General features: G+C 71.3%; 18 protein-coding genes and 1 pseudogene. 10 read left to right on the forward strand and 9 right to left on the reverse strand.

The features are described 5' to 3' along the window. Both V7004_RS15840 and V7004_RS09455 read right to left on the reverse strand, forming a co-directional pair. Window positions 1-130 (reverse strand): DUF2510 domain-containing protein (locus V7004_RS15840; RefSeq protein ID WP_442968038.1); only part of this gene is annotated, 130 nt, incomplete at its 3' end. Between the two features lie 60 nt (window positions 131-190). Then, complete coding sequence (locus V7004_RS09455) at window positions 191-3,289, reverse strand: DUF3427 domain-containing protein (protein WP_334143581.1); 3,099 nt, start codon at window positions 3,287-3,289, stop codon at window positions 191-193. 137 nt (window positions 3,290-3,426) lie between these two features. Between V7004_RS09455 and V7004_RS09460 the strand changes: the two genes are divergently transcribed. Further along, window positions 3,427-4,356, forward strand: coding sequence for a phosphorothioated DNA-binding restriction endonuclease (locus tag V7004_RS09460; protein WP_334143583.1), 930 nt, complete (start codon window positions 3,427-3,429; stop codon window positions 4,354-4,356). A 21-nt stretch (window positions 4,357-4,377) separates the two neighbouring features. On the opposite strand, the gene V7004_RS09465 is transcribed toward V7004_RS09460, so the two are convergent. Further along, window positions 4,378-5,553 carry a thiolase family protein gene (locus tag V7004_RS09465; RefSeq protein ID WP_334143586.1) on the reverse strand — a complete coding sequence of 392 codons (1,176 nt, stop codon included), beginning with the start codon at window positions 5,551-5,553 and terminating at the stop codon, window positions 4,378-4,380. A 57-nt stretch (window positions 5,554-5,610) separates the two neighbouring features. Between V7004_RS09465 and V7004_RS09470 the strand changes: the two genes are divergently transcribed. From V7004_RS09470 to V7004_RS09480, 3 genes are read left to right on the forward strand one after another with little or no spacing between them, the layout of a single operon-like run. Further along, a complete protein-coding gene (locus V7004_RS09470) occupies window positions 5,611-6,489 on the forward strand; it encodes an SDR family NAD(P)-dependent oxidoreductase (RefSeq protein ID WP_334143587.1) in 879 nt (292 codons plus the stop codon). A 14-nt stretch (window positions 6,490-6,503) separates the two neighbouring features. Next, the gene (locus V7004_RS09475; RefSeq protein ID WP_334143588.1) at window positions 6,504-8,048 is read left to right on the forward strand and encodes a class I adenylate-forming enzyme family protein; all 1,545 of its coding nucleotides are present in this window, start codon (window positions 6,504-6,506) and stop codon (window positions 8,046-8,048) included. Continuing rightward, window positions 8,049-8,489, forward strand: a complete 441-nt coding sequence (locus tag V7004_RS09480; protein WP_334143589.1) for an FAS1-like dehydratase domain-containing protein — start codon at window positions 8,049-8,051, stop codon at window positions 8,487-8,489. A 3-nt stretch (window positions 8,490-8,492) separates the two neighbouring features. Here the strand turns inward: V7004_RS09480 and V7004_RS09485 are convergent, their stop codons facing one another. Both V7004_RS09485 and V7004_RS09490 read right to left on the reverse strand, forming a co-directional pair. Then, window positions 8,493-9,254 carry a DUF4397 domain-containing protein gene (locus V7004_RS09485; RefSeq protein ID WP_334143590.1) on the reverse strand — a complete coding sequence of 254 codons (762 nt, stop codon included), beginning with the start codon at window positions 9,252-9,254 and terminating at the stop codon, window positions 8,493-8,495. 68 nt (window positions 9,255-9,322) lie between these two features. Then, on the reverse strand, window positions 9,323-10,228 hold the full coding sequence (locus tag V7004_RS09490; RefSeq protein WP_334143591.1) for an alpha/beta fold hydrolase: 906 nt from the start codon (window positions 10,226-10,228) through the stop codon (window positions 9,323-9,325). Between the two features lie 63 nt (window positions 10,229-10,291). Here V7004_RS09490 and V7004_RS09495 point away from each other — a divergent pair, with 63 nt between their 5' ends. Further along, window positions 10,292-11,833, forward strand: a complete 1,542-nt coding sequence (locus V7004_RS09495) for an AMP-binding protein (protein WP_334143592.1) — start codon at window positions 10,292-10,294, stop codon at window positions 11,831-11,833. A 16-nt stretch (window positions 11,834-11,849) separates the two neighbouring features. Here V7004_RS09495 and V7004_RS09500 read toward each other — a convergent pair whose 3' ends face one another. The 3 genes from V7004_RS09500 to V7004_RS09510 all read right to left on the reverse strand — a co-directional run bounded on the left by V7004_RS09500 (window position 11,850) and on the right by V7004_RS09510 (window position 15,703). Beyond that, window positions 11,850-12,248: a nuclear transport factor 2 family protein gene (locus V7004_RS09500; RefSeq protein ID WP_334143593.1), complete on the reverse strand. Its 399-nt coding sequence runs from the start codon at window positions 12,246-12,248 to the stop codon at window positions 11,850-11,852. 1 nt (window position 12,249) lies between these two features. Continuing rightward, the gene (locus V7004_RS09505) at window positions 12,250-14,793 is read right to left on the reverse strand and encodes a sensor domain-containing protein (protein ID WP_334143594.1); all 2,544 of its coding nucleotides are present in this window, start codon (window positions 14,791-14,793) and stop codon (window positions 12,250-12,252) included. A gap of 112 nt (window positions 14,794-14,905) precedes the next feature. Continuing rightward, the gene (locus tag V7004_RS09510; protein ID WP_334143595.1) at window positions 14,906-15,703 is read right to left on the reverse strand and encodes an SDR family NAD(P)-dependent oxidoreductase; all 798 of its coding nucleotides are present in this window, start codon (window positions 15,701-15,703) and stop codon (window positions 14,906-14,908) included. Between the two features lie 22 nt (window positions 15,704-15,725). Between V7004_RS09510 and V7004_RS09515 the strand changes: the two genes are divergently transcribed. The 5 genes from V7004_RS09515 to V7004_RS09535 are packed head-to-tail and all read left to right on the forward strand — an operon-like array spanning window position 15,726 to window position 21,126. Next, window positions 15,726-16,574, forward strand: a complete 849-nt coding sequence (locus tag V7004_RS09515; RefSeq protein WP_334143596.1) for an SDR family NAD(P)-dependent oxidoreductase — start codon at window positions 15,726-15,728, stop codon at window positions 16,572-16,574. Between the two features lie 28 nt (window positions 16,575-16,602). Further along, window positions 16,603-17,730, forward strand: coding sequence for a lipoate--protein ligase family protein (locus V7004_RS09520; protein ID WP_334143597.1), 1,128 nt, complete (start codon window positions 16,603-16,605; stop codon window positions 17,728-17,730). Continuing rightward, window positions 17,727-18,545, forward strand: a complete 819-nt coding sequence (locus V7004_RS09525) for an SDR family NAD(P)-dependent oxidoreductase (protein WP_334143598.1) — start codon at window positions 17,727-17,729, stop codon at window positions 18,543-18,545. Before V7004_RS09520 ends, V7004_RS09525 begins: the two co-directional genes overlap by 4 nt. Continuing rightward, window positions 18,542-19,771, forward strand: coding sequence for a zinc-dependent alcohol dehydrogenase (locus V7004_RS09530; protein WP_334143599.1), 1,230 nt, complete (start codon window positions 18,542-18,544; stop codon window positions 19,769-19,771). Before V7004_RS09525 ends, V7004_RS09530 begins: the two co-directional genes overlap by 4 nt. Next, a complete protein-coding gene (locus V7004_RS09535) occupies window positions 19,768-21,126 on the forward strand; it encodes a class I adenylate-forming enzyme family protein (RefSeq protein ID WP_334143600.1) in 1,359 nt (452 codons plus the stop codon). Before V7004_RS09530 ends, V7004_RS09535 begins: the two co-directional genes overlap by 4 nt. On the opposite strand, the pseudogene V7004_RS09540 reads toward V7004_RS09535, so the two are convergent. Further along, window positions 21,116-21,398: pseudogene (locus V7004_RS09540) on the reverse strand (hypothetical protein); the annotation flags it as partial. The gene V7004_RS09535 and the pseudogene V7004_RS09540 overlap by 11 nt on opposite strands.

A 21,398-nucleotide genomic window follows, 5' to 3' on the forward strand; every position in this document is an offset into this window, starting at 1 on the left:
GGGCAGGGGTGGGGGTGGGACTGGGCGCGGGCTGGGCGGCTTGACCCCACTGCTGGCCGTCCCACCAGCGGAGCTGGCCCGTCGGATCGGGGTACCACCCCGGTGGCGGGTGATCGGGCGCCGTCTCCATGGCCGCGAGGATAGGCGGATCCGCGGTCGGGAGCCGGGGCTGTGGCCGGTGCCATTCGGTTCACGCCACCGCGGCGGCGAACGAGGCGAACAGGTCGCCCGGTAGCGGGTACCGGAGACGCCAGGTGATGGCCATGGGTCGCTCCCCCTCGTGGCGGACGTAGGTCGCCGGGCCGAGGAACCAGAACGCCCGGTCATCGACGCGGTGGCGGGCGAACAACATGATCGACGTGCCCATGGTCTCGTGTCGCTGGTAGCGACGCCCGGTGGGGCTGTCCGAAGTGGTGACCGACTGGCTCTCCCAGTGGATCAGCTCCCTGCTGATGGCGTAGTCGCGGTAGCGCGTGGTCGGCGAGAACCCACCGGTGGTCTTGTCGAGGGTGAAGGCCAGCAGATCGGCGCCCGCAGCCTCGGCCCAGTACACCCCGGTCTGCCAGGGCGCCACCTTCGCTGCGGCACCGATGCCGAACGCGGCGAGGATCTCGAGTCTCGTGTAGCGGGCATGGACCCGCAGTGGCACGTCCGAATGCTCGCCGAGTGCCGGGTGGAGATGATCGATGCCCTCGCTTCGCAGGTCGAGCAGCTCGGTGAGCTCGGCGAGCACCTGTGGGTGAGACCACACGAGGTTCGCCCCGGCCTGCAACGAGGCGTCCTTGCCCAGCGCCTGGTCGGCGAGCTGGGCCACGAGCATCCGCACCAGCCGCCGCTCCCGCTCCGGCAACCCGTCGACGACCGGAGGGCGGGGGTCGGCGGCGAGCGCCCGGTAGGCGGTGAGCCGCTCACGGTCATCGACGTGCAGGAGGCGCCCGAGGGCTCGCCGCAGCGGGGCCTCGGCCGGCCCCGGGGCTGCGGTGTCGACGCCGGCGGCCTCGCACAGGTCGGACCAGCACCGACCACCGGCGTAGAGGTCGTCGATGTCGAGTCCGGTGTGCTCGAGGTAGGCGGCGAGCCGGACGGGATGACCGGCGTCGCGCAGCACGCGCAGCTCGTCGACCTTCCTGCGCCACGCGCTCGGGATCGACTCCTTGATGTTCCGCAGCACGAGGTCGGCCGCGACCGGATCGAGCTCGAGGTGGCAGCCGGCGGGCAGGAACGGAAAGCCCTGTTGAACCTGGCGCTCGAGATCCCGCCGGGTCCCGCCGAGCAGCGCCCGGAAGCGACGATCGAAGCGGAACTCGCTGCGGTGGCGCCCGACGAAGTCGAGCACCGTGCACACGGTCTTCCCCTCGGCCCGCCGGAGCCCACGGCCGAGCTGCTGCAGGAACAGGGTGGGGCTGTCCGTGGGACGCAGCAGGAGCAGCGTGTCGATCACGGGAACGTCGATGCCCTCGTTGAACAGGTCCACTGAGAACAACGCCTGCACCCGACCGTCGGCGAGCGCCCGCAGAGCGTCGGCGCGCTCGTCGTCGGGTGAGTCCCCCCAGACGGCCACGGCGGGGATCCCGGCGGCGTTGAAGTGGCGAGCCATGAACCGGGCGTGCTCGACGCTCACGCAGAACCCCAGCGCCCGCATCGACGTCGGATCGTCCACCCGCTCGGTGACGGCGTCGATGACCTGGCGGGCCCACCAGTCGTTCGCCGTGTACAGGTCGGTGAGGCCGTCGACGTCGTAGCCCCGACCCCGCCGCCACGGCACGGTGCGCAGGTCGAGCCCGTCGTGGATGCCGTAGTAGACGAACGGCGAGAGGCGGTGCTGGTCGATGGCGTCCCACAGGCGCAGCTCCGCCGCGATGCGGTCGTCGAACCAGTGCAGGATCGGCAGCCCGTCGGCACGCTCAGGGGTGGCGGTCAGCCCGAGCAGCTCCCGGGGCCGGACGTGATCGAGCAGGGCGCGATACGACGGTGCGGCAGCGTGGTGGAACTCGTCGACGATGACCACGTCGAAGTGGTCCGGGGCCAGGTGCGCGAGCCCGGCGGATCGCAGGCTCTGGATCGAGGCGAACACGTGCTCGAACCTCGACGGCCGGTGGCCGCCGACCCACTTCTCCCCGAACGTCGGGTCCCGCAGCGCGTGCCGGAACATGGCGAGGCTCTGGTCGAGGATCTCCTCCCGGTGCGCCACGACGAGCAGCCGGTCCCGGCTGAGGCGTCGGCGGAGCCGGGCGTAGTCGACGGCGGCCATGACGGTCTTGCCGGTCCCGGTGGCGGCCACGAGCAGGTTGCGGTGGTGGCCGTGCTGGCGGGAGAGCTCGATCTGCTCGAGGAGCCGCTCCTGGAACGGCTCGAGGCGCAGCTCGGTCGGTAGGAGCACGACGACCGGAGCCACCGGTGCCTCGCCGGTCAGGCGGGTGAACTCGTCCGGGTCGAAGGGGCGGAAGTCGCCGCTCTCCCAGTAGCCGTCGAAGACTGCGGCCATCTTGGCGATGACGTCGGGGTTGCGGGCCCCGGAGATCCGCACGTTCCACTCGAGGCCGGTGACCTGAGCGGCGTAGGTGAGGTTGGAGGATCCGAGGTAGGCGGTGGAGTGACCCGACCGCCGGTGGAACACCCAGGCCTTGGCGTGGAGCCGCGTCGTGTCCGTGTCGTAGGAGACCCGGACGTCGGCCCCGAGATCTCGCAGTGCCTCCAGGGCCTGGACCTCGGTGGAGTTCGTGTAGGTGGTGGTCAGCACCCGCACGGGCCGGCCGGACTCGCAGTGGCGCCGCAGGTGGTCGAGCAGCGGCCGGATCCCGCTGCGGCGGATGAAGGCCATGACGATGTCGATGCGGTCGGCGGAGTGGATCTCGGTGAGGATCTGGTTGCCGACCCTCGGCTCACCGGGTGCGTTGGTGAGCAGCGTGGTGTCGAGGAGCGGGATGAGGGGGCTGTCGATCGGTCGAAGGCTGCCGTCGGGTCGACGGTCGAGGATCGCTTCGAGCACGCGGGCGGGTTCGAGCGGCAGGTCGGGTGTGTAGTCCGCGTCGGTGATCAACCGGTTGAGGTGCTCGATGAGCGACCGGGCGATCCTGGTGCCGACCTCGACCCGCTCAGCGTCCGCCAGATCGCTGACGACGCGCTCGATGACCCGGCTGAGGTGGAGGGCGATGCGGTCGGCGGCCTCTGCCGCGTGCAGATCCCGCTCTCTCGGCTCGAGACCTTCCCGGAGCCGCTCGAGCTGTGCCCGCAGCGCCTCGGTGACGAGCACCTCGTAGAGCCCGACCTCCCCCACGGGTTCCGCCACGGCCCGCAGTGTCGCGCGCTCGAGGAGCGCCGCGCGCGACCAACCCCTCCCGGCTGCCCACCACGGCGAGGTGGCGAGGCCTCGAGCCCGCCGAGTCCACTACCCTCCCGTGACACCCGTGGTGGGAGGCGAGGTCGATGACACTCGACGGACGCTCGATCTGGCTGGAACGGGTGAACGCCATCCGCCAGCACCAGCGATGCGCCGAGCGCGCGCCACACAAGCCGCTCCTCCTGCTACTCGCGCTCGGCCGGTTCTCGACACAGGGGTCCTCCGAGCTGACCTGGCCGGACGCCGAGGAGCACCTCGGCCGGCTCCTGCGGGACTACGGGCCGCCGCGCAAGACGAACCCCGCCTACCCGTTCCGCCGACTCGCGAACGACCGCCACCTCTGGGTGGTGGAGACGGCCACGGGCGAGGACCCAGGGGAGACGATCGGACGCCTGCGGGAGCTCGACGCCAAGGGCCACCTCGACCCGGAGTTCGAAGCTGCGCTCCGAGCCGACCCTGCACTGCTCGTCCTCATCGCCCGGACCCTGCTGGAGCAGAACTGGCCGGCGACCCTCCACGAGGAGGTCGCCACCGCTTGCGGGCTCGACCTCGACCGGGCCGAGGCGGAGCTGGTCACCAGCCGCCTGCTCGCCGATCGGGAGCGGACCGATCGCCGCCGCGACCCGGTCTTCCGGGAACGGGTGCTCATGGCCTACGAGTACCGCTGCGCGTTCTGCGCGTTCGACGGGCGCCTCGATGCCACGGTGGTGGGGCTCGAGGCTGCACACCTCCGCTGGTGGGCGCACGGCGGGCCCGACGAGGTCGACAACGCCGTATGCCTGTGCACGATCCACCACCGGCTACTCGACCGAGGGGTGCTGGGGATCTCGGCCGACCACGCGGTGACCGTGTCACGCCACTTCGTGGGCTACAGCGATGCCGCGCAGCAACTGGTGCTGAGCCTCGCAGGCCGGCCGGTGCGAGAACCCCAACCGGGCGAGCCACCCCCGGCGGATCATCACGTTGCCTGGCACGCCGAGCAGGTCTTCCGTGGCCCCGCCCGGCTCGCCGGGTAGACCCCGACCTCCCGCTCGAGCTCAGCGCACCTCGATCACCGCGGCCGCGCCCATGCCACCGCCGGCGCACAGCGACGCCACCCCGTAGCCGCCGCCGCGCCGGCGGAGCTCGTGCAGCAGGGTCACGAGGATGCGCGCCCCCGAGCAGGCGACGGGATGCCCCAGCCCGACGGCACCGCCGTTCACGTTCACGATCGACGGGTCGAGGTCGAGCACCTTGATGGTGCCCACGGTCATCGACGCGAACGCCTCGTTGATCTCCACCAGGGCGAGGTCGTCCATCGACAACCCGGCCCGAGCCACGGCCCGGGGGATGGCGATGGTCGGCGCCAGCCCGGTCTCCTCGGGTGGCACCCCCACCGCGCACCAGGCTCGCACCACCCCGAGCACCTCCAGCCCGTTCGCCTGGGCGTAGTCGCCGTCCGCGAGCACCAGCGCGGCGGACGCGTCGTTGAGCGACGAGGAGTTCCCGGCGGTGATCGTGCCGTCCGGCACCCCCGAGAGCACCCGCAGCGACGCCAGCTTCTCGAGGGTGGTGTCCCGGCGGGGGTGCTCGTCGGTGTCGAAGATCCGGGTCTCGCCTCCCCAGCCCCGCACCTCCATGGGCACGATCTCCTCGGCGAAGCGGCCGGCGTCGATGGCGGCGATCGCCTTCCGGTGGGAGCCGTAGGACCACTCGTCCTGCTCCTCGCGGGACACCCCCACCTTGCGGGCGGTGTTCTCCCCCACGGTGATCATCATGTTCATGTTCGGCGCCTCGGGGCGGTCGGGGTGGCTCGGCGAGAGCCACTGCTCGGGGACGCCATAGGGCACCGGTGACTTGCGGTAGGTGACGGGCGCCTGGGTCATCGACTCCACCCCGCCCGCGATCACCACCCGGTCCATGCCGGCCCGGATGCTCGCCGCGGCGGTGGTCACCGCGGTCAGGCCGGTGGCGCACTGGCGGTTCACCGCCAGCCCGGGCGTGTCGGGCGGCAACCCCAGGTCGTTGGCCAGGTACCGGGCGATGCAACCGCCGCCCTGGAGCACCTCGCCGAGGATCAGGTCGTCGACCTCCTCGGCGGGCACGCCCGATCGGGCCAGCGCCGCGGACACGGACGCCTTGCCGATGTCGTAGATCGTGGTGTTGGCCAGCGCCCCCTTGTAGGCGTCAGCGATCGGCGTGCGGACGGCGGAGACGATGACGGCTTCACCCATGGCCGGCATTCTCATCCCTGACATCCGTGTCAGCAACTGGCACTACACTCCCGCCCCGTGGGATCCCTGGAGGGCAAGAGCGCCATCGTCACCGGTTCCGGCCGGGGGATCGGGCGGGCCGAGGCCCTGGCACTGGCGGCCGAGGGTGCGGCGGTGATCGTCAACGACGTCGACGCGGACCAGGCCGAGGCGGTGGCCGCCGAGATCGAGGCGGCTGGCGGGCAGGCGTCGGTCAGCACCGAGGACGTCTCCACCTGGGCTGGCGCCGAGGCGGTGGTCGAGCAGGCCCTCGGCGAGCACGGCCGTCTCGATGTCCTGGTCAACAACGCCGGCATCCTGCGCGACGCCATGAGCTTCTCGATGACCGAAGCCGACTGGGACGACGTCATCCGGGTCCACCTCAAGGGCCACGCCGCCACCTCCCACTTCGCCGGCGCGCACTGGCGAGCCCGGGCCAAGGCCGGGGAGCAGCCCTCGGGGCGGATCATCAACACCACCAGCGAGTCGGGCCTCTACGGCCTGGCCGGCCAGGTCAACTACGCCACCGCCAAGGCCGGCATCGCGGCCATGACCATCGTGCTCGGCCGGGAGCTGCGCAAGTACGGGGTGACCGTCAACGCCATCGCCCCCCGGGCCCGCACCCGCATGACCGAGACGGTGCTGGCGGGCCTCGAGCCCGAGGAAGGCCGCTTCGACGAATGGGACCCGGCCAACATCGCCCCGGTGGTCGCCTGGCTGGCCGGCGACGACGCCGCGGATGTCAGCGGGCAGGTATTCGTGGTGTTCGCCAACCGCCTCCACCTCATGGACGGCTGGGATCTCGCCAACACCATCGAGACCGAGGGCCGCTGGACGGTCGGTGAGCTGCGGGCCCGCAAGACCGAGCTGTTCGCCGACCGAAGCCCCGGCCTGCCCCGCATGGGCTTCGGATCCTGAGTGGGGCCGCGCCGATGACCGAGCTGCTGGTCGACCAGTTGCGGATCATGGCCCACCACTACCCCGACGCGGTCGCCTACCACGACCTCGACGGTGACCGGTCGATCACCTTCGAGCGCTGGCACACCGACTCGAGCCGCCTGGCCCGGGGACTGATCGCCGCAGGGGTCACCAAGGGCGATCGGGTGGCCATCTACCTGCCCAGCGAGCACATCATCGCCTGGATCATCACCTACGCCGCGGTGCACAAGGCCGGCGCGGTGGCCGTGCCGGCCAACACTCGGCTGGCCCCTCGGGAGGTCGGCGCCATCCTCGGTCACGCCGAGGTCACCGCCGCGGTCACCTGCGAGGCACTCGTCCCGACGCTCGATCAGGCTCGCCCCCGGGTGCCCAGCCTGCGCACGACGATCACCGTCGACGGCAGGCCCGGGACCATCCCCGGCGCCCGCTCGTGGGAGCAGGCGCTCGACCACGACGGCGACGACATCCAGGTTCCCCTCAACGAGGGCGACCTGGCCGACATCATGTACACCTCGGGCACCACGGGACTGCCGAAGGGCGTCGCGGTCCGGCATCGCAATGCCGCCCTGCTCCCCAACGGTGAGGTGCCCTGGAGTGGCCACGCCTGGTTGCAGGGCTCGCCGCCGTTCACCTTCGCCGGTATCTCGTTCATCTACAACCCGATGAAGCTCGGCATGTCGTGCCTGTTCCAAGCCCGCTTCGACGCCGACCGTTGGCTCGACCACGTCGAGCGCCACCGCCCCACCGCCACCTTCCTGGTGCCGGCCATGGCCCGCCTGCTCACCACCCATCCCCGCTGGCCTTCCGCCGACCTGTCGAGCCTGACCCTGGTCAGCGTGGGCAGTGCCCCGCTCCCCCCCGAGACGCTGGTGGCGCTGTGCGACCGGCTGCCCGGGGCCACGGTCACCAACAGCTACGGCATGACCGAAGCCGGCCCCGCCTACTGCGCCATGTCCCGCGAGGAGGTGCTCAAGCGCATCGGATCGGTGGGCAGGCCCATGCCACCGATGGAGGTGCGCATCGTGGCGCCCGGCACCGACGACGACCTGCCGGCGGGCGAGCAGGGCGAGGTGTTGATCCGGATGCCCGGCCGGCATCGCGAGTACTACCAGGACCCGGACGCCACGGCCCGCACCTGGGCCGGCGGCTGGCTGCACACCGGCGACATCGGCTACCTCGACGGTGACGGATTCCTCTACATCGTGGGGCGCATGAAAGAGGTGATCATCCGGGGCGGCCACAACGTGCACGCCACCGACGTCGAGGCCGTGCTCTACGAGCACCCCGGCGTGCTCGAAGCAGCCGTGGTGGGCATCCCCCACGAGGTGCTGGGCGAGGACATCGCCGCGTTCGTCGTGCCCCGCCCCGCCGCCCGCCTCGACCCCGAGGAGGTGAGCGGGTTCTGCGCCGCCCGGCTCGCCGACTACAAGGTGCCCCGCCGGGTGCACGTGATCGACTCGCTCCCCCGCAACGCCACCGGCAAGGTGCTGAAGGGCGAACTGCTCGACCTGCTCACGACGACCCAGGAGGACGGCTGAATGGCACTCGAGGAGCTGAAGGGCCGGGATCTCGGCACGCAACGGGTGGTGATCGAGCGGGCCCCGGTGCCCGTGTTCGCCCGGGCGGTGACCGACGATGACCCTGCCTACCGGCGCGACGGGGCGCCGGTGCCACCGACGTTCCCGTTCGTGATGGCCTACTGGGGCACCGTGGAGGGTGAGGTGACGGGCCTGCCGATCGGCGAGCTGCGCAAGCGGGGGATGATCCTGCACGGTGAGCAGGAGTTCGAGTACCACCGCTGGCCGAAGGTCGGCGACGTCCTCGAGGGACGCCGCACGATCGCCGATGTCTACGAGCGTGAGACCTCGAGCGCGCTGATGGAGTTCTACGTCATGCAGACCGACTGGCGTGACGCCGAGTCGGGTGAACCGGTCGTGAGCGACCGGTTCACCCTCATCGTGCGAGCCAAGAAGAGCTGACCGTCAGCCGGCGTACCGGGGGGTCACCACCGCGATGGGAGCGGCGGTGGTCGTGGTGGTCGGCGCAGCGGTCGTGGTGGTCGTGGGCTGCTCGCACACCGGGACCTCCGAGCTGATCACGAACCAGCCGGTGTCGCCGTCGGCGCCGCCGTAGAAGTACAGCGTCGACACCATGCCCGTCTGCAGGTCCCCTGGGCTGCCGGTGTCGAGGACCACGTTGTCGGTGACCGGGTCACGCAGCTCGGAGTTCGTGTAGGAACCGGCGGGGATGTCGGTCGTCGATTGCTGACCGGCCGCGACCCCGCTCGCCACCTCCGTCCACGAACCCCCCGAGGGCTCCATGAACAGGTTGACCGCGGGCCACGCGGCGCCGTGCCGGAACGTCACCCGGGTCTCGCCGTTCTCGACGCAGGAGGTGTCGTCGGCGAACACCACCGCGGTCGGATCATCGGAAGGCCAGTACGCCATGACCGTGACCTGCCCGGCGGGGATGTCGAGGGTCTCGTCGATGAACACGCTGCCCGAGCAGTCGGAGCCCTGGATGAACTCGAACTGGTGGTTACCGGGGCTGAGGTCGATCGGATCGCTCGCCTCCTCGGTGTCGAGATCGCCGGCGAAGGTGCCGTCGATGCACACCGCCAACGGGAAGTTGTTTTCGGCGTCGTAGGCCACCGCGTTCACCACGGTCACCGTGGCGCCGGTGGCGATGCCGGCCCCGGCGGGGGTGGAGACGAACGCGGACCCGCCTGCGAGCGCGACCGCCAAGGCGGCCGCGGAGAGAGAACGGCGATGCAATGGAGGACCTCCCAGCTCCTTGGATAAGGAGGTGGAGCTTACCAGCGGAGCTCGTCGAGGAACGACGACACCAGGTTGACGGTGGAATGGGGGTTGTCGCCGGCGGCGAGGTGCCCGGCCTTTTCGACCGTCTCCAGCCGGGCGTTCGGGATGAGGGCTGCCACCTCCTCGGCCCCCTGCTGGCTCAACACGTCGCTCGCCGCGCCCCGCAGCACGAGCACCGGGCAGGTGAGGCGGGCCGCGGACTCCTCCACGCCGGCGAGGAAGGTGTCGAGGTTGTCCGCGGGGTGGCTCTCGCGGGGCAGCCCCCGGAAACGCCGGCCGAACCCGTGCTTCCACTCCCAACGACCGTCGCTGCGCTGGCGGAGGTTCCTGGTGAGGCTCTCGGGCCGGACGTCCTTGCGCTGCGGGAGGTACTTGGCGATCTCGGCCGCCGCCTCCTCCAGGGAGGCGAAGGACTCGTGCGCGGCCATGAAGTCGATGATCTTGCGCACCCCTTCGGGTTCGAGGCGGTGGCCCACGTCGATCAGCGCGATCGCCGCCACCCGGTCGGCATGCGCGTCGGCGAAGGCGATGGCGCTCAGCCCACCGAGCGACGCGCCCACCAGCGCCACCCGCGACAGGCCGAACTGGTCGAGCAGGGCGGGCAGGGTCGCAGCGATGCCCGACGGGCCGAACCCGTCGACCATCGGGTCCGAGTCCCCGTGGTTGGGCAGGTCGGGGGCGAGCAGGTGGTAGCGGTGCCCGATGGCCGCACCGAGCTCTTCGTACATGTACGCGGTCTGGCCCCCGCCGTGGAGGCAGAGCACGCCGGGAAGGCCGCCGTGACCCCACTCCAGGTAGTGCACCTGGCGGCCGTCGACGATGGTGAACCCGCTTCGACCGGACCTCGGCACGTCGTGGCGCGGCACGCCGTCGTCGTCGGGCACCTCGGCTGCGCTCATGGGCTCATTCAAGCCGCACCAGATCACTGACGTCCACGTCAGGAATCGTGGCAAGCTGCCCCCATGGACCTGCTGCACTCGCTCACCATCGGTGACGTCCTGCGCGAGCACCGGCGCAGCTACCCACAGCGGATCGCGGTCGTCGACGGCGACGTCCGACTCACCTGGCCGCAGCTCGACGATCGGGTCAACCGTCTGGCGAACGCGCTGGCCGCGAGCGGGTTCGCGGCGGGCGACCGGATCCTGTGGTTGGGCCAGAACTCGTTCCGGGTGCTCGAAGCGCTGTGCGCGGCGGCCAAGCTCGGCGGCGTGCTCTGCCCGGCGAACTGGCGGCAGTCCGCGGCGGAGCTGGCCTTCGTCATCGACGACGTCGATGCGCGCCTGGTCATCTGGCAGGAGCGTGAGATCGGCGACGCGGTGCGGGAAGCCCGCCGGCTGGCCGGCGACGGCGACGCTCGATGGGTGCGCCACGACGCCGAGCCCGGGGATCCCGACAGCTACGAGGCGCTCCTGCGGGAGGGCTCGCCCGAGGACCCGGCGATCGAGGTCGACCCCGCCTCGGCGGTGCTGATGCTCTACACCGCGGCGTTCACCGGCACGCCCAACGGGGCCCTGCTGAGCCACACGGCGGTGCTGGTCCAGGACCTGGTGATGGGCATGATGCAGGAGATCTCGAACGACTACGTGTACCTGAACAGCGGGCCGCTGTTCCACGTGGCCACGTTCATGACCACCATGGCCACCTTCCACTTCGGCGGCACCAACGTGTTCACGCCCCGGGTCGATGCCGAGGAGCTCTGCCGGCTCATCCAGGAGGAGCGCTGCACGGGTGCCTTCCTGATGGGGCCGACCATCAAGGAGATCCTCCGACTGAACGCCGACGGGCGGTACGACCTCAAGAGCCTGCGCACCTTCGCCGGCAAGCCCGAGTGGAACGAGATGATCACCGTCGACACCAGCCCCTGGGCCCGGCGGCCGGCCGGCTTCGGTCAGACCGAGGTGATGGGCATGCTGACCCTCAACGCCTGGGGTGGCGAGGCGGACGGCAACTCGGGACGGCCCACCCCGATGGTCCAGGTGCGCATCGTGGACCCCGAGGGTCAAGAAGTACCTCCCGGTGAGACCGGTGAGATCGTGGCCCGAGGGCCGACGGTGATGAACGGCTACCACAACCGGCCGGAACTCAACGCGCAGCGCCTCGCCGGGGACTGGCACCACACGAACGACCTCGGGCGGCGGGAGGCGGACGGGTCGATCACCTTCATCGGCCCGAAGGGCCGGCTCATCAAGTCCGCCGCGGAGAACATCTATCCCGCCGAGGTCGAAGCCTGCCTCCAGCAGCACCCGGCGGTGCGTGAGGCGGCGGTGATCGGGGTGCCCGATCCCACTTGGGACCAGAGCGTGAAGGCCATCGTGGTGCTGCACGAGGGGCAGACCGCCACCGCCGAGGAGATCATCGAGCACTGCCGGGCGAGCATCGCCAGCTACAAGAAGCCTCGGTCCGTCGAGTTCGTCGATGCCCTGCCCCGGCAGGGATGGGCGGTCGACTACGAGGCCCTCGACGAGCGCTTCGGTGGTGGCGGCTACCCGGGCGAGGGCCGCTGAGGATCGACCCGGGGCTTCAGCCGGTGGGCTGGTCGCCCATGAAGACGATCTCCCGGCGAGCGAAGCGCCAGCGGCCCCCGTCGAGCACCAGCCGGTCGTGGTAGCGGCCGGCGGAGGTGATGGCCAGACCTCCGCCAGCCCGGCCCACGAAGACGTAGTCGGTCACCGCCCGGGCGCCGGTGCCTCCCTCGTCGAGGTCGATGAGGGGGTTGGCACACAGGTGCTTGCCCCGCCGCTCGGGTGGCTGGCCCTTTTCGATGAACGCCTTGATCGCCGCCCGGCCCCGGTGGGTGATGCCCATGACGTGGAACTCGGCGTCGTCGACGTAGAGGTCGGCCCACTCGTCGAAGCGGCCGTCGTCGCAGAGCTGGCAGTAGAGGGCGAGCGTGCGGCGGATGCCTTCTTCGGGGGTCACGTCACGAGTCAACCACGCCCGCAGCGCGCACGCCGGCCCCGTCGAGCAGGCGATCGATCTCCGCTGGCGGGCACGGCCGGGCGAAGTGGAAGCCCTGGCCGAGCCGGCAACCGAGCGAGAGCAGCCGCTCGGCGTGCACCGCGCACTCGACACCTTCGGCTACCACGTCGAGGTTGAGCGCGCCGGCCATGCCGACGATCATGGCCACGATCGACTCCTCCCGGTCGCCGCTGCCCAGCCGAGAAACGAAGCTGCGGTCGACCTTGAGCGTGTCGATCGGGAACCGCCACAGGTAGCTGAGCGACGAGTAGCCGGTGCCGAAGTCGTCGAGACAGAGCTTCACCCCGATGCGCTTCAAGGCCTCCAACGAGGTGGCCGCGGCCTCGACGTCTCGCAGGAGGATGGTCTCGGTCAGCTCGATGTGCAGCCCGGCCGGGTCCGCACCGGCCCGCTGCAGGCAGTGCTCGACCTTCTGAACCAGATCCGGCAGGGGCAGCTGCCGGCCGGAGAGGTTGACCGACACGAACAACCCGGGCCGGCGCCGCTGCCAGGCGGCCAGCCGCTCGCAGGCGTGGGTCAGCAGCCGTTCACCGAGCGGCACGATCAGCCCCGTGTCCTCGGCGAGGGGGATGAACTCCTTGGGGGCGAGCAGGCCGAGCATGGGGTGGTTCCAGCGGGCGAGCGCCTCCAGCCCCACCACCCGCCCGGTGGCCAGCTCCACGATCGGCTGGTAGTGCAGCTCGAACTCGTCCCGGTCGATGCCGTAGCGCAGCGCGATCTCGAGCTTGCGGTGCGACTCCACCCATGCGCGCATCTGCGCATCGAACACGTCGTAGTCCTGATCAGGCCGGTCCTTGGCCTGGTAGTAGGCGACATCCGCGTTGCTGACCAGGGTCTCGGCGGTGCCCGCGCCGTTCGGGGAGAACGCGATGCCGACATCGGCGGAGATGAAGGCCTCGTCGTCCTCGCCGAGCTGGAAGGGAGTCTTCATCGCCTCCACCAGCTCCGAGGCCAGCCACACGGCGTCGCCGACGTCGTCGAGCTCGTCGCTGAACACCACGAACTGGTCGCCGCCGAACCGGGCCACCGTGCCTCGCAATCCCACCACCTCGACCAGCCGCTGAGCAGCGACCTTGACCAACTCGTCGCCCGCGCCATGACCGAGCGTGTCGGTCACCAGCTTGATTCGATGCAGACCCACGAAGAGCACCGCCACCGGGCGCCCGTGCAGCCGGGCCCGGTCGAGCGTCGCGGCCAGCTGGGCCATCAACAGCACCCGGTTCGGCAGGCCGGTGAGCTGGTCGTGGGTGGCCAGGTGCTCGAGCTCCAGCTCGAACGCCTTGCGCTCGGAGATGTCGTGGACCATGCCGATGAACAGCCGGCCCGATGCGGTCTCGACGTCGGTCACCGTCAGCTCGACCGGCACCACCTGCCCGTCGGGGCGCCGGACGTGCACCTCGACCGGCCCCACCACACCCGTGCGCTCGCCGCTCAGATACTCGCCGAACGCGTGCTCGAAGAGCACCTTCTGATCGTCGGCGATCAACACCGACACGTGGCTGCCGATGACCTCGGTGGAGTCGTACCCGCAGATCCGCTCGGCTGCCGCGTTGAACTCGACGATGCGCATCTGCTCGTCGCAGGTGACGATGCCCTCGGCAGCCGCCTCGAGGATCGCCCGGGTGCGGTTGTCGCTCTCCCGCAGCCGGTTGGCCGCATCGACGGTGTCGGTCACATCCGCGACCGTGCCCACCGCCACCACCTCGAACTCACCCCAGTCCCGCATCACCGCGAAGCGGGCCCGCACCCACAGGAACGAGCCGTCCGCCCGCAACAGGCGGAACTCGAACGGCGGAGGCATGGTCCCGGTGAGCGACGGGGCGGCGATGTCGAGGGCCTGGGCTCGCTCCAGATCATCCGGGTGGACGAACTCGAGCCAGCGGCGGCCTTCGGCTTCGGCACGAGGGATCTGCAACATCTCCGCCAGCTGCGGGTTCACGTAGTCGAGCGCGCTGTCGTTGCCGACGATGAAGATGCCGATGGGAGCGTGCTCCGCCAAGAGCCGGAACCTCGCCTCGCTCTGGCGGGCCTCCCGCTCCCGTTCCACCAGCAGGCGCTGCGCGTGCACCTGGTCAGTGACATCCAGTGAGACGGCCAGCGCGCCCGCACCCTCGGGGAGCGGCACGGCGTAGAGCCGTGAGGCCCAGGCGCCACCCCGCCCTCGGCCCTCGATCTCATAGACGGCCCCCTCACCGTCGAGGACCTGCCGGAACAGCGATTCACCGAGTGGGCCGAACACCGACACCGGCTCGCCGACCAGGGCGCCGTCGCTGAGCCCCAGTCGTCGCAGCCCCTGCCCGAAGCATCGGGTGAAGTGGCCGTCGGCATCGACCGCGAACAAGGCGATCCCCAGGTTGCTGGCGATCCCCCGCAGCCGCTGGTCGACCTTGCCGCCCGGCTCGGCGAGCGCGTCCAGGGCCATCGAGGTCAGCGCGTCTGCGAACTGTCGGCCGGCGAGGTCGTCGAGGCGACTGACCTTTCGCACGCTCGTGAGGGCCTGATCGCCTGCGTCCCCTCTCACACACCCTCCAGGTGTCGGGCCCCCAACCGACGAGAGAGCGTACAAGAGGACCGGGCGGCCCGCCTCGGGGCACCTCTCACGTGGTGAAGGCCCCCTCGCCGGTCCGCCGCCAACCACCGGCCGCGCGGTTGCCGCCGTCGACGTACAGCGTGGACCCGGTGACGAACGACGAAGCGTCGCTGGCCAGGAACAGGGCCGCGGCGGCCACGTCGTCGACGTGACCCGGGTACGGCAAGGGCGTGCGAACGGGAAGCTCGCCCACCCCGGGTGTCGGGATCACGTCGGGCGCGATGGCGTTCACCCGCACGTGCCGGTCGCCGAGCTCCAGCGCCAGGCTCATCGTGAGGTTGGCGACCGCGGCCTTCATCGCCGCGTACACCGCGAAGCCCGGGGCGGCACGGTGGGCCTCGATCGAGGTGATGTTGATGATCGATCCGCCCCCGCCACGGGTGTCCGGGACGGCCGGCGGCAGGTGCGGCACCACCGCCCGGACCATGGTGGTCACGCTGGTGAAGTTCTCGCGCACGAGGGCGTCCTGGCCCTTGTCGCTCACGTCGAGGAACGCGGCGGCGAACCCACCGCCCGCGTTGTTCACGAGCACGTCGATGCGGCCGGCGGCCGCGGCCACCTCGTCCACCCACGCACACACCGGGCCGGGTTCGCGCACGTCGAGCACCCCGGACCACGCGCGCCGGCCCTCGGCTTCACATCGGGTGGCGACGTCCGTCAGCAGCTCGCCGTTGCGGTCACAGATCGCCACGTCGGCACCCGCGACGGCGAAGCACTGCGCGATGGCGGCCCCGATGCCCTGGGCCGCGCCGGTGATCACCGCCACCTTGCCGGCGAGGCTGAACGCACCGGGGCCGAGCACCATGGGGCGACTCTAGAGTGCGCGCATGGGATACGACGTGGAGGGCAAGCGGGTACTGGTGACCGGCGCGTCGGCCGGCATCGGCGCGGCGGTGGCCCGAGGGATGGCCGAGCGGGGGGCGATAGTGGGCATCTGCGCCCGGCGGGCGGACCGGCTGGCCGAGGTGCTCGACGACTGCCAGCGCCACTCGCCGCAGTCGCGCAGCTGGGTGGTCGACCTCGCGGATCTCGACGGCGTGTCGTCCTTCGCGCTCGAAGCCGACGACGCCCTCGGCGGCATCGACGTGCTGGTGAACAACGCGGGGATCCCGAAGCGGCGCAAGGTCCAGGCCCTCACCGTCGAGGAGGTCGACGCGGTGATGAGCCTCAACTACCTCTCGCCGGTGCGGCTGATCCTGGCGCTGCTCCCCCGGATGCTGGCCCGCGCCGCCGGGGGGCGCGAGCCGGCCCACATCGTCAACATCTCCTCGGTCGCGGCCCGCCTCAGCCCCCCCGGTGAGGCCGCCTACGCGGCCTCGAAGGCCGCGCTGAGTGCGTTCTCCGAGTGCCTGGCCGCCGAGCTGTGGGATCAGCCGGTCGACGTGCACCTGATCAACCCGGGCGTGATCGACACCGAGCTGTTCGAGCTACCCGGCAACGACCCGTTGCTCGCCACCGACATCGAACCGTTGCCCCCGGCACTGGTGGCGGACCTGCTCGTCGAGCAGCTCGATCGGGGCGCGTTCGAGCTGTACGTGCCGGAGTGGTTCCGCGACGTGTTCGCGGTGAAAGCCGGCGACATCGAGGGCTTCATCGCCGGGGCCGCCGAGTACCAGCGGCAGCGGGAGGCCGAGGCCGGCGCCGAGGCGGGCACCGGAGCCGCACCAGAAACCTGACGCTGGCGTCATGCTAGGTTCGCCGGCGATGGCAGCCACGGCGGTGCCGCAGACCTGGCGCTACCTCGACCTCGGCCGGCAGGGCCCGTACGAGAACGCCTCGGTGATGCCGGTGCTCGCCCGCTCCGTGGCCGAAGGCTCGGGCCCGATCGCGCAGACCAGCGTGTGGGGAAGCACCCATCTCAACGTGGGCTGGTTCGACGACGTGGACGCCACCCTCGACCTCGAGCGCTGCCGCGAGCTCGGCGTGGAGGTCGTGCGACGCCAGCTCTACGGCGGCGGCACGGCGTTCTACGGGGCCGGATGCGCGGCGATGTGGGGGTTCCTCCTGCCGAAGGACCCGAACGACCGGGCCGACCTCGACGCGCTGCTGGCCCGCTTCCAACCCGTCCTGCTCGACGCGCTGGCACGCATCGGTCTCGGGGAGGTGGGCTTCGAGGGCTCCAGCGACCTGCGCTGGCACGGCCGCAAGCTGGGCGCGCTCACCGCCCAGGACGTCATGGTGTGCACGTCGGTTGGCGGGTTCCTGAACCTGGCCAAGCCCGACATCGACCTGTACCTGCAGGTGGTGCGCATCCCCGACGAGAAGTTCAAGGACAAAGCGGTCAAGGACATGCGCGAGTACGTGTGCACCGCGGAGGAGGTCGCGGGCCATCCCGTCACCTACGAGGACTTCCGCGACGCGCTGCTCGGCGCACTCACGGACGCCGGCGTCCGCCTCGAACCGGGGGGCCTCACCGAAGGCGAGCAGTACGGGCTGTCGAAGATCTCCGCCCGGGTGGGCAGCGAGGACGCCATCCGCCGGGTGTCCTCGAGCCGGTTCCGGGAGGCCGCGCCCGCGGGGGCCCGGGTGGGCTTCGGGAACCACAAGGGACGCAAGCTCTGTCGAGCAGGCGTGGCGCTCGACGAGCGGGGAGTCATCGTGGCGGCGATGATGGCGGGCGACATGCACGTCTCCCCCGGCGACGTGATGGACCGGGTGGCCGCCGCGCTGGTGGGCGCCGGGTCGAACCACACCGCCGGGCTGCGAGAACGGATCGCGGGAGTGTTCGAGGCCGGCGACGTGCACCAGGCCGATGCGGCCATGGGCGTCACCACCGACGACCTGCTGGCCGCGCTGCGCAAGGCGATCGAGGACGCCGAGGCGGCAGGATGAACGTCGGCGGGGCGACGGTGCTGGTGACCGGTGCCTCCTCCGGTATCGGCGCCGCCCTGGCCGTGATGCTCGCCGACCGGGGGGCCACTGTCGGGCTGGTGGCCCGGCGCGAGGACCGCCTGCGAGCGGTGCTCGAGCGCTGCCAGGTCTCCTCACCCCGCTCCCGCATGTGGGTCGCGGACCTGGCGGAGGTCGACCGGGCACTGGCGATCCTGGACGAGTCGTGGGAGGCGTTCGATGGCCTCGACGTGCTGATCAACAACGCCGCCATCCCCAAGCGCCGAGACGTTCGGGCGCTCAGCCCCGGGGAGCTCGACGAGGTGATGCGGGTGAACTTCACCACCCCGGCGCGGCTCTGCCTGGCGGTGCTGCCCCGGATGCTCGAGCGCGACCGGGGGGTGATCGTGAACGTCTCGAGCGCCGGCGGGCGGATGGGGATCCCCCACGAGGCGGCCTACTGCGCGTCGAAGTTCGCCCTGTGCGGGTGGAGTGAGGCGATGGCCATGGACCTGGCCGGCACCGGGGTGCGGGTGCGGCTCATCATCCCCGGGGCGATCGCCACCGAGATCTGGGACCGGCCCGGCAACGCGCCGTCGTTCTACCGGGGACCGTTCGAGCCACCGGAGACGGTGGCCGCCGGCATCATCGACGCCATCGACAGTGACCGCTTCGAGCACTACCTGCCCGGGGACATGAAGGCCGTGGTGGAGTTCAAGACCACCGACATCGACACCTACCTCGCCGGCGCGGCCGCCGCGGCGACCGAGGCTCCCGCGGCCGCCGAAGCCACCCCCGGCGGGACGGACCAGCCGTGAAGGCACTGGTGTTCATGACCGACCCCGAGCCGGTGCCGCCACCACCGGCGGGCGCCCCCCGGCTGGTGCAGCACCTGGCCACCACCCCGATGAAGATCGAGGAGGTTCCCGACCCGGTGCTGCTGGGCGACGACTGGCTGGTGCTCCGGACCCGCTTGGCCGGCATCTGCGGGTCGGACACCAAGCAGGTGCTCATGGACTTCGACGACGCGGGCGACAACCCCATGACCGCGTTCATCTCCTTCCCCCAGGTGCTGGGGCACGAGGTGGTGGCCGACGTGGTGGAGGTCGGCCCCGCGGTGCGGGACATCGCGGTAGGCCAGCGGGTGGTGCTCAACCCGTGGCTGTCCTGCGCGCCCCGAGGCATCGACCCGCCCTGCCCGGCGTGCGCGGCCGGCGACTACAGCGCCTGCTGGAGCTTCCTCGACGGTCGCCTGGCGCCGGGCATCCACAGCGGCAACTCCCGGGACGCCACCGGCGGGTTCGCCGAATACCTTCCTGCGCACCGGTTGATGGTGGTGCCGGTGCCCGACGGCATCCCCGACGAGGTGGCCGTGCTGGCCGACCCGTTCGCCGTGTCGTTGCACGCCATCTGCCGCAACCCCCCACCCGACGGGGGCCGCGCCGTGGTGTACGGCGCCGGTGCGCTGGGCACCACCGCGACCGCCATCCTGCGGGCGTTGCATCCATCGGTGGAGGTGGCCACCGTCGCCCGCTGGCCGGCGCAGGCCGCGCTGGCCGCCCGGCTCGGGGCCACCGTGTTCGACCCCGAGCCCCGCCACGAGCTGATCGAAGCTCTCGCCGGGTGGTCGGGCGTGCCGGTCCGGCGCCCCTGGGAAGGCCTGCCGGTGCTGTACCCGGGCCACATCGACTGCATCTACGACACCGTCGGCGCACCCGAGACGGTCGAGGTCGGGATCCGGGTGCTGGCCCACGGAGGCAAGCTGGTGCAGATGGGCGTGTCGTCGCCGGCTCGCTTCGAGTGGACCCCGTGGTACTTCAAGGAGCTGCAGCTCGTCGGCTCCAACGCCTTCGGCGTGGAGGAGCTCGAGGGTCGCCGCCAGCACGCCATCGCCCACTACCTCAACCTGGTCGAAGCCGGCCGCATCGACCTGTCGGGCATGCTGACCCACCGGTTCCGACTCGACCAGTGGCGTGACGCGTTCCGGACCCTCATCGACCAGGGCTCGACCGGCGCCATCAAGGTGGCGTTCGACTTCCGGTGAGCGCGCTCCCGGCGAGCCTGCCCACGCTGGAGGAGCTCCTCGAGGGTTGGCCCCAGGGCCGCGACCTGGGCACCCGGTTGGCCGGCGGGCTGCGGGCCCGGGGGGTCCGACGGGGGGACCGAGTGGCCTGGCAGCTCCCCAACGACGATCGGGTGATCGCGCTGTATCGGGCCTGCTGGCGGATCGGGGCGGTAGCCGAACCGCTCCATCACCGGGTGGGCGCCGAGGAGCTCGGCGGGTTGCTCGTCGGGCTCGCGCCCGCGGTGGTGCTCGCCTCGTGGGACGAGCTCGACGCCCTGGCCGCGTCGAGCGAGCCCTACACGGGCGTCGACGCGGATCTCGACGATGACGCGGTGGTGCTGTTCACTGCCGGGTCCACCGGCGCACCGAAGGGGGTGCGACACACCCACCGCTCCCTCGCCTACAAGGCCCGATCGATGGTGGAGGTCCACGGCCTGCGCCCCGAGGACGTAGTGCTGATGCCGGCGCCACTCGCGCACATCTCCGGCCTGCTGAACGGCGTGCTGGTGCCGGGGGCGGCGGGCATGGCCAGCGTGCTGATGCCCCGGTGGTCCCCGCAGGAGGCCCTCGATCTGATCGAGCGGCACCGGGTGTCGTTCATGGTCGGCCCACCCACGTTCTTCGTGGACCTCATGGAGTCACCCGCGTTCCGCCCCGCCGCGGTGGCATCTCTTCGGCTGATCTCCTCGGGGGGAGCGGGGGTGGCACCGGCGTTCGTGGACCGCGCGACCGACCAGCTCGGCGCGGTGGTGAAACGCTCCTACGGCTCGACTGAAGCGCCCACCGTCGCCACCTCGGTGGAGGGGGACGATCCCGCCCTGGTGCGGGTCCACGACGGCCACCCGGTGGGCCAGGCGGAGCTGCGCCTCGACGATGCCGGACAGCTCCTGGTGCGCGGCCCCGAGCTGTTCGCGGGGTACCTGTCGGCCGAGCAGACCCGGGCGGCCATGGTCGACGGCGGGTGGTTCCAGACCGGCGACCTGGCCACCATCGGCGCCGGCGGGTGGCTCACGATCACCGGTCGCCTCAAGGAGCTGATCATCCGTGCCGGGGAGAACATCTCGATCCCGGAGGTGGAGCGAATCCTCGAAGCGCATCCGGCGGTGCGGCAAGCCGCGGTGCTCGGTGAGCCCGACGAGCGCCTCGGTGAGCGGGTGGTGGCCGTGGTGGTGGCACCGAGTGGGTTCGACCTCGAGGAGTGCCGCGGCTGGTTCGCACGGCGGGGGGTGGCCCGGTTCAAGACCCCCGAGCGGGTGGTGGTGGTCGACGAGCTGCCGGTGGGCGCGACCGGCAAGCTCGACCGGGTGGCGCTGCGCAGCCTGCTCAGCGGATGACGGCCTGCACCTCCACCACCCGCACCGGCACACTCGACGAACGCTCCAACATCCCCAGATCCCCCGCCTCCCCGGTGGTGGCCTCCCAACTGCTCGCGTAGGTGATGGTGGCCGTCACCACATACACCCCGAACGGCTCGCTGGTCGACGGCCAGGTGTAGGTGTGCGTGCATCCGCTGGCCTGACCCGCCGCCGGGCGGCTCGGGTCATACACGGTTCCCGGACCATCACAGACCACCCTGGTGCCATCCCCCACATCCCAGCTCACCCGC

This window comes from Rhabdothermincola sp. (assembly GCF_036846205.1).
In the GTDB taxonomy this organism is placed as follows: Bacteria; Actinomycetota; Acidimicrobiia; order Acidimicrobiales; family Acidimicrobilacustridaceae; genus Rhabdothermincola.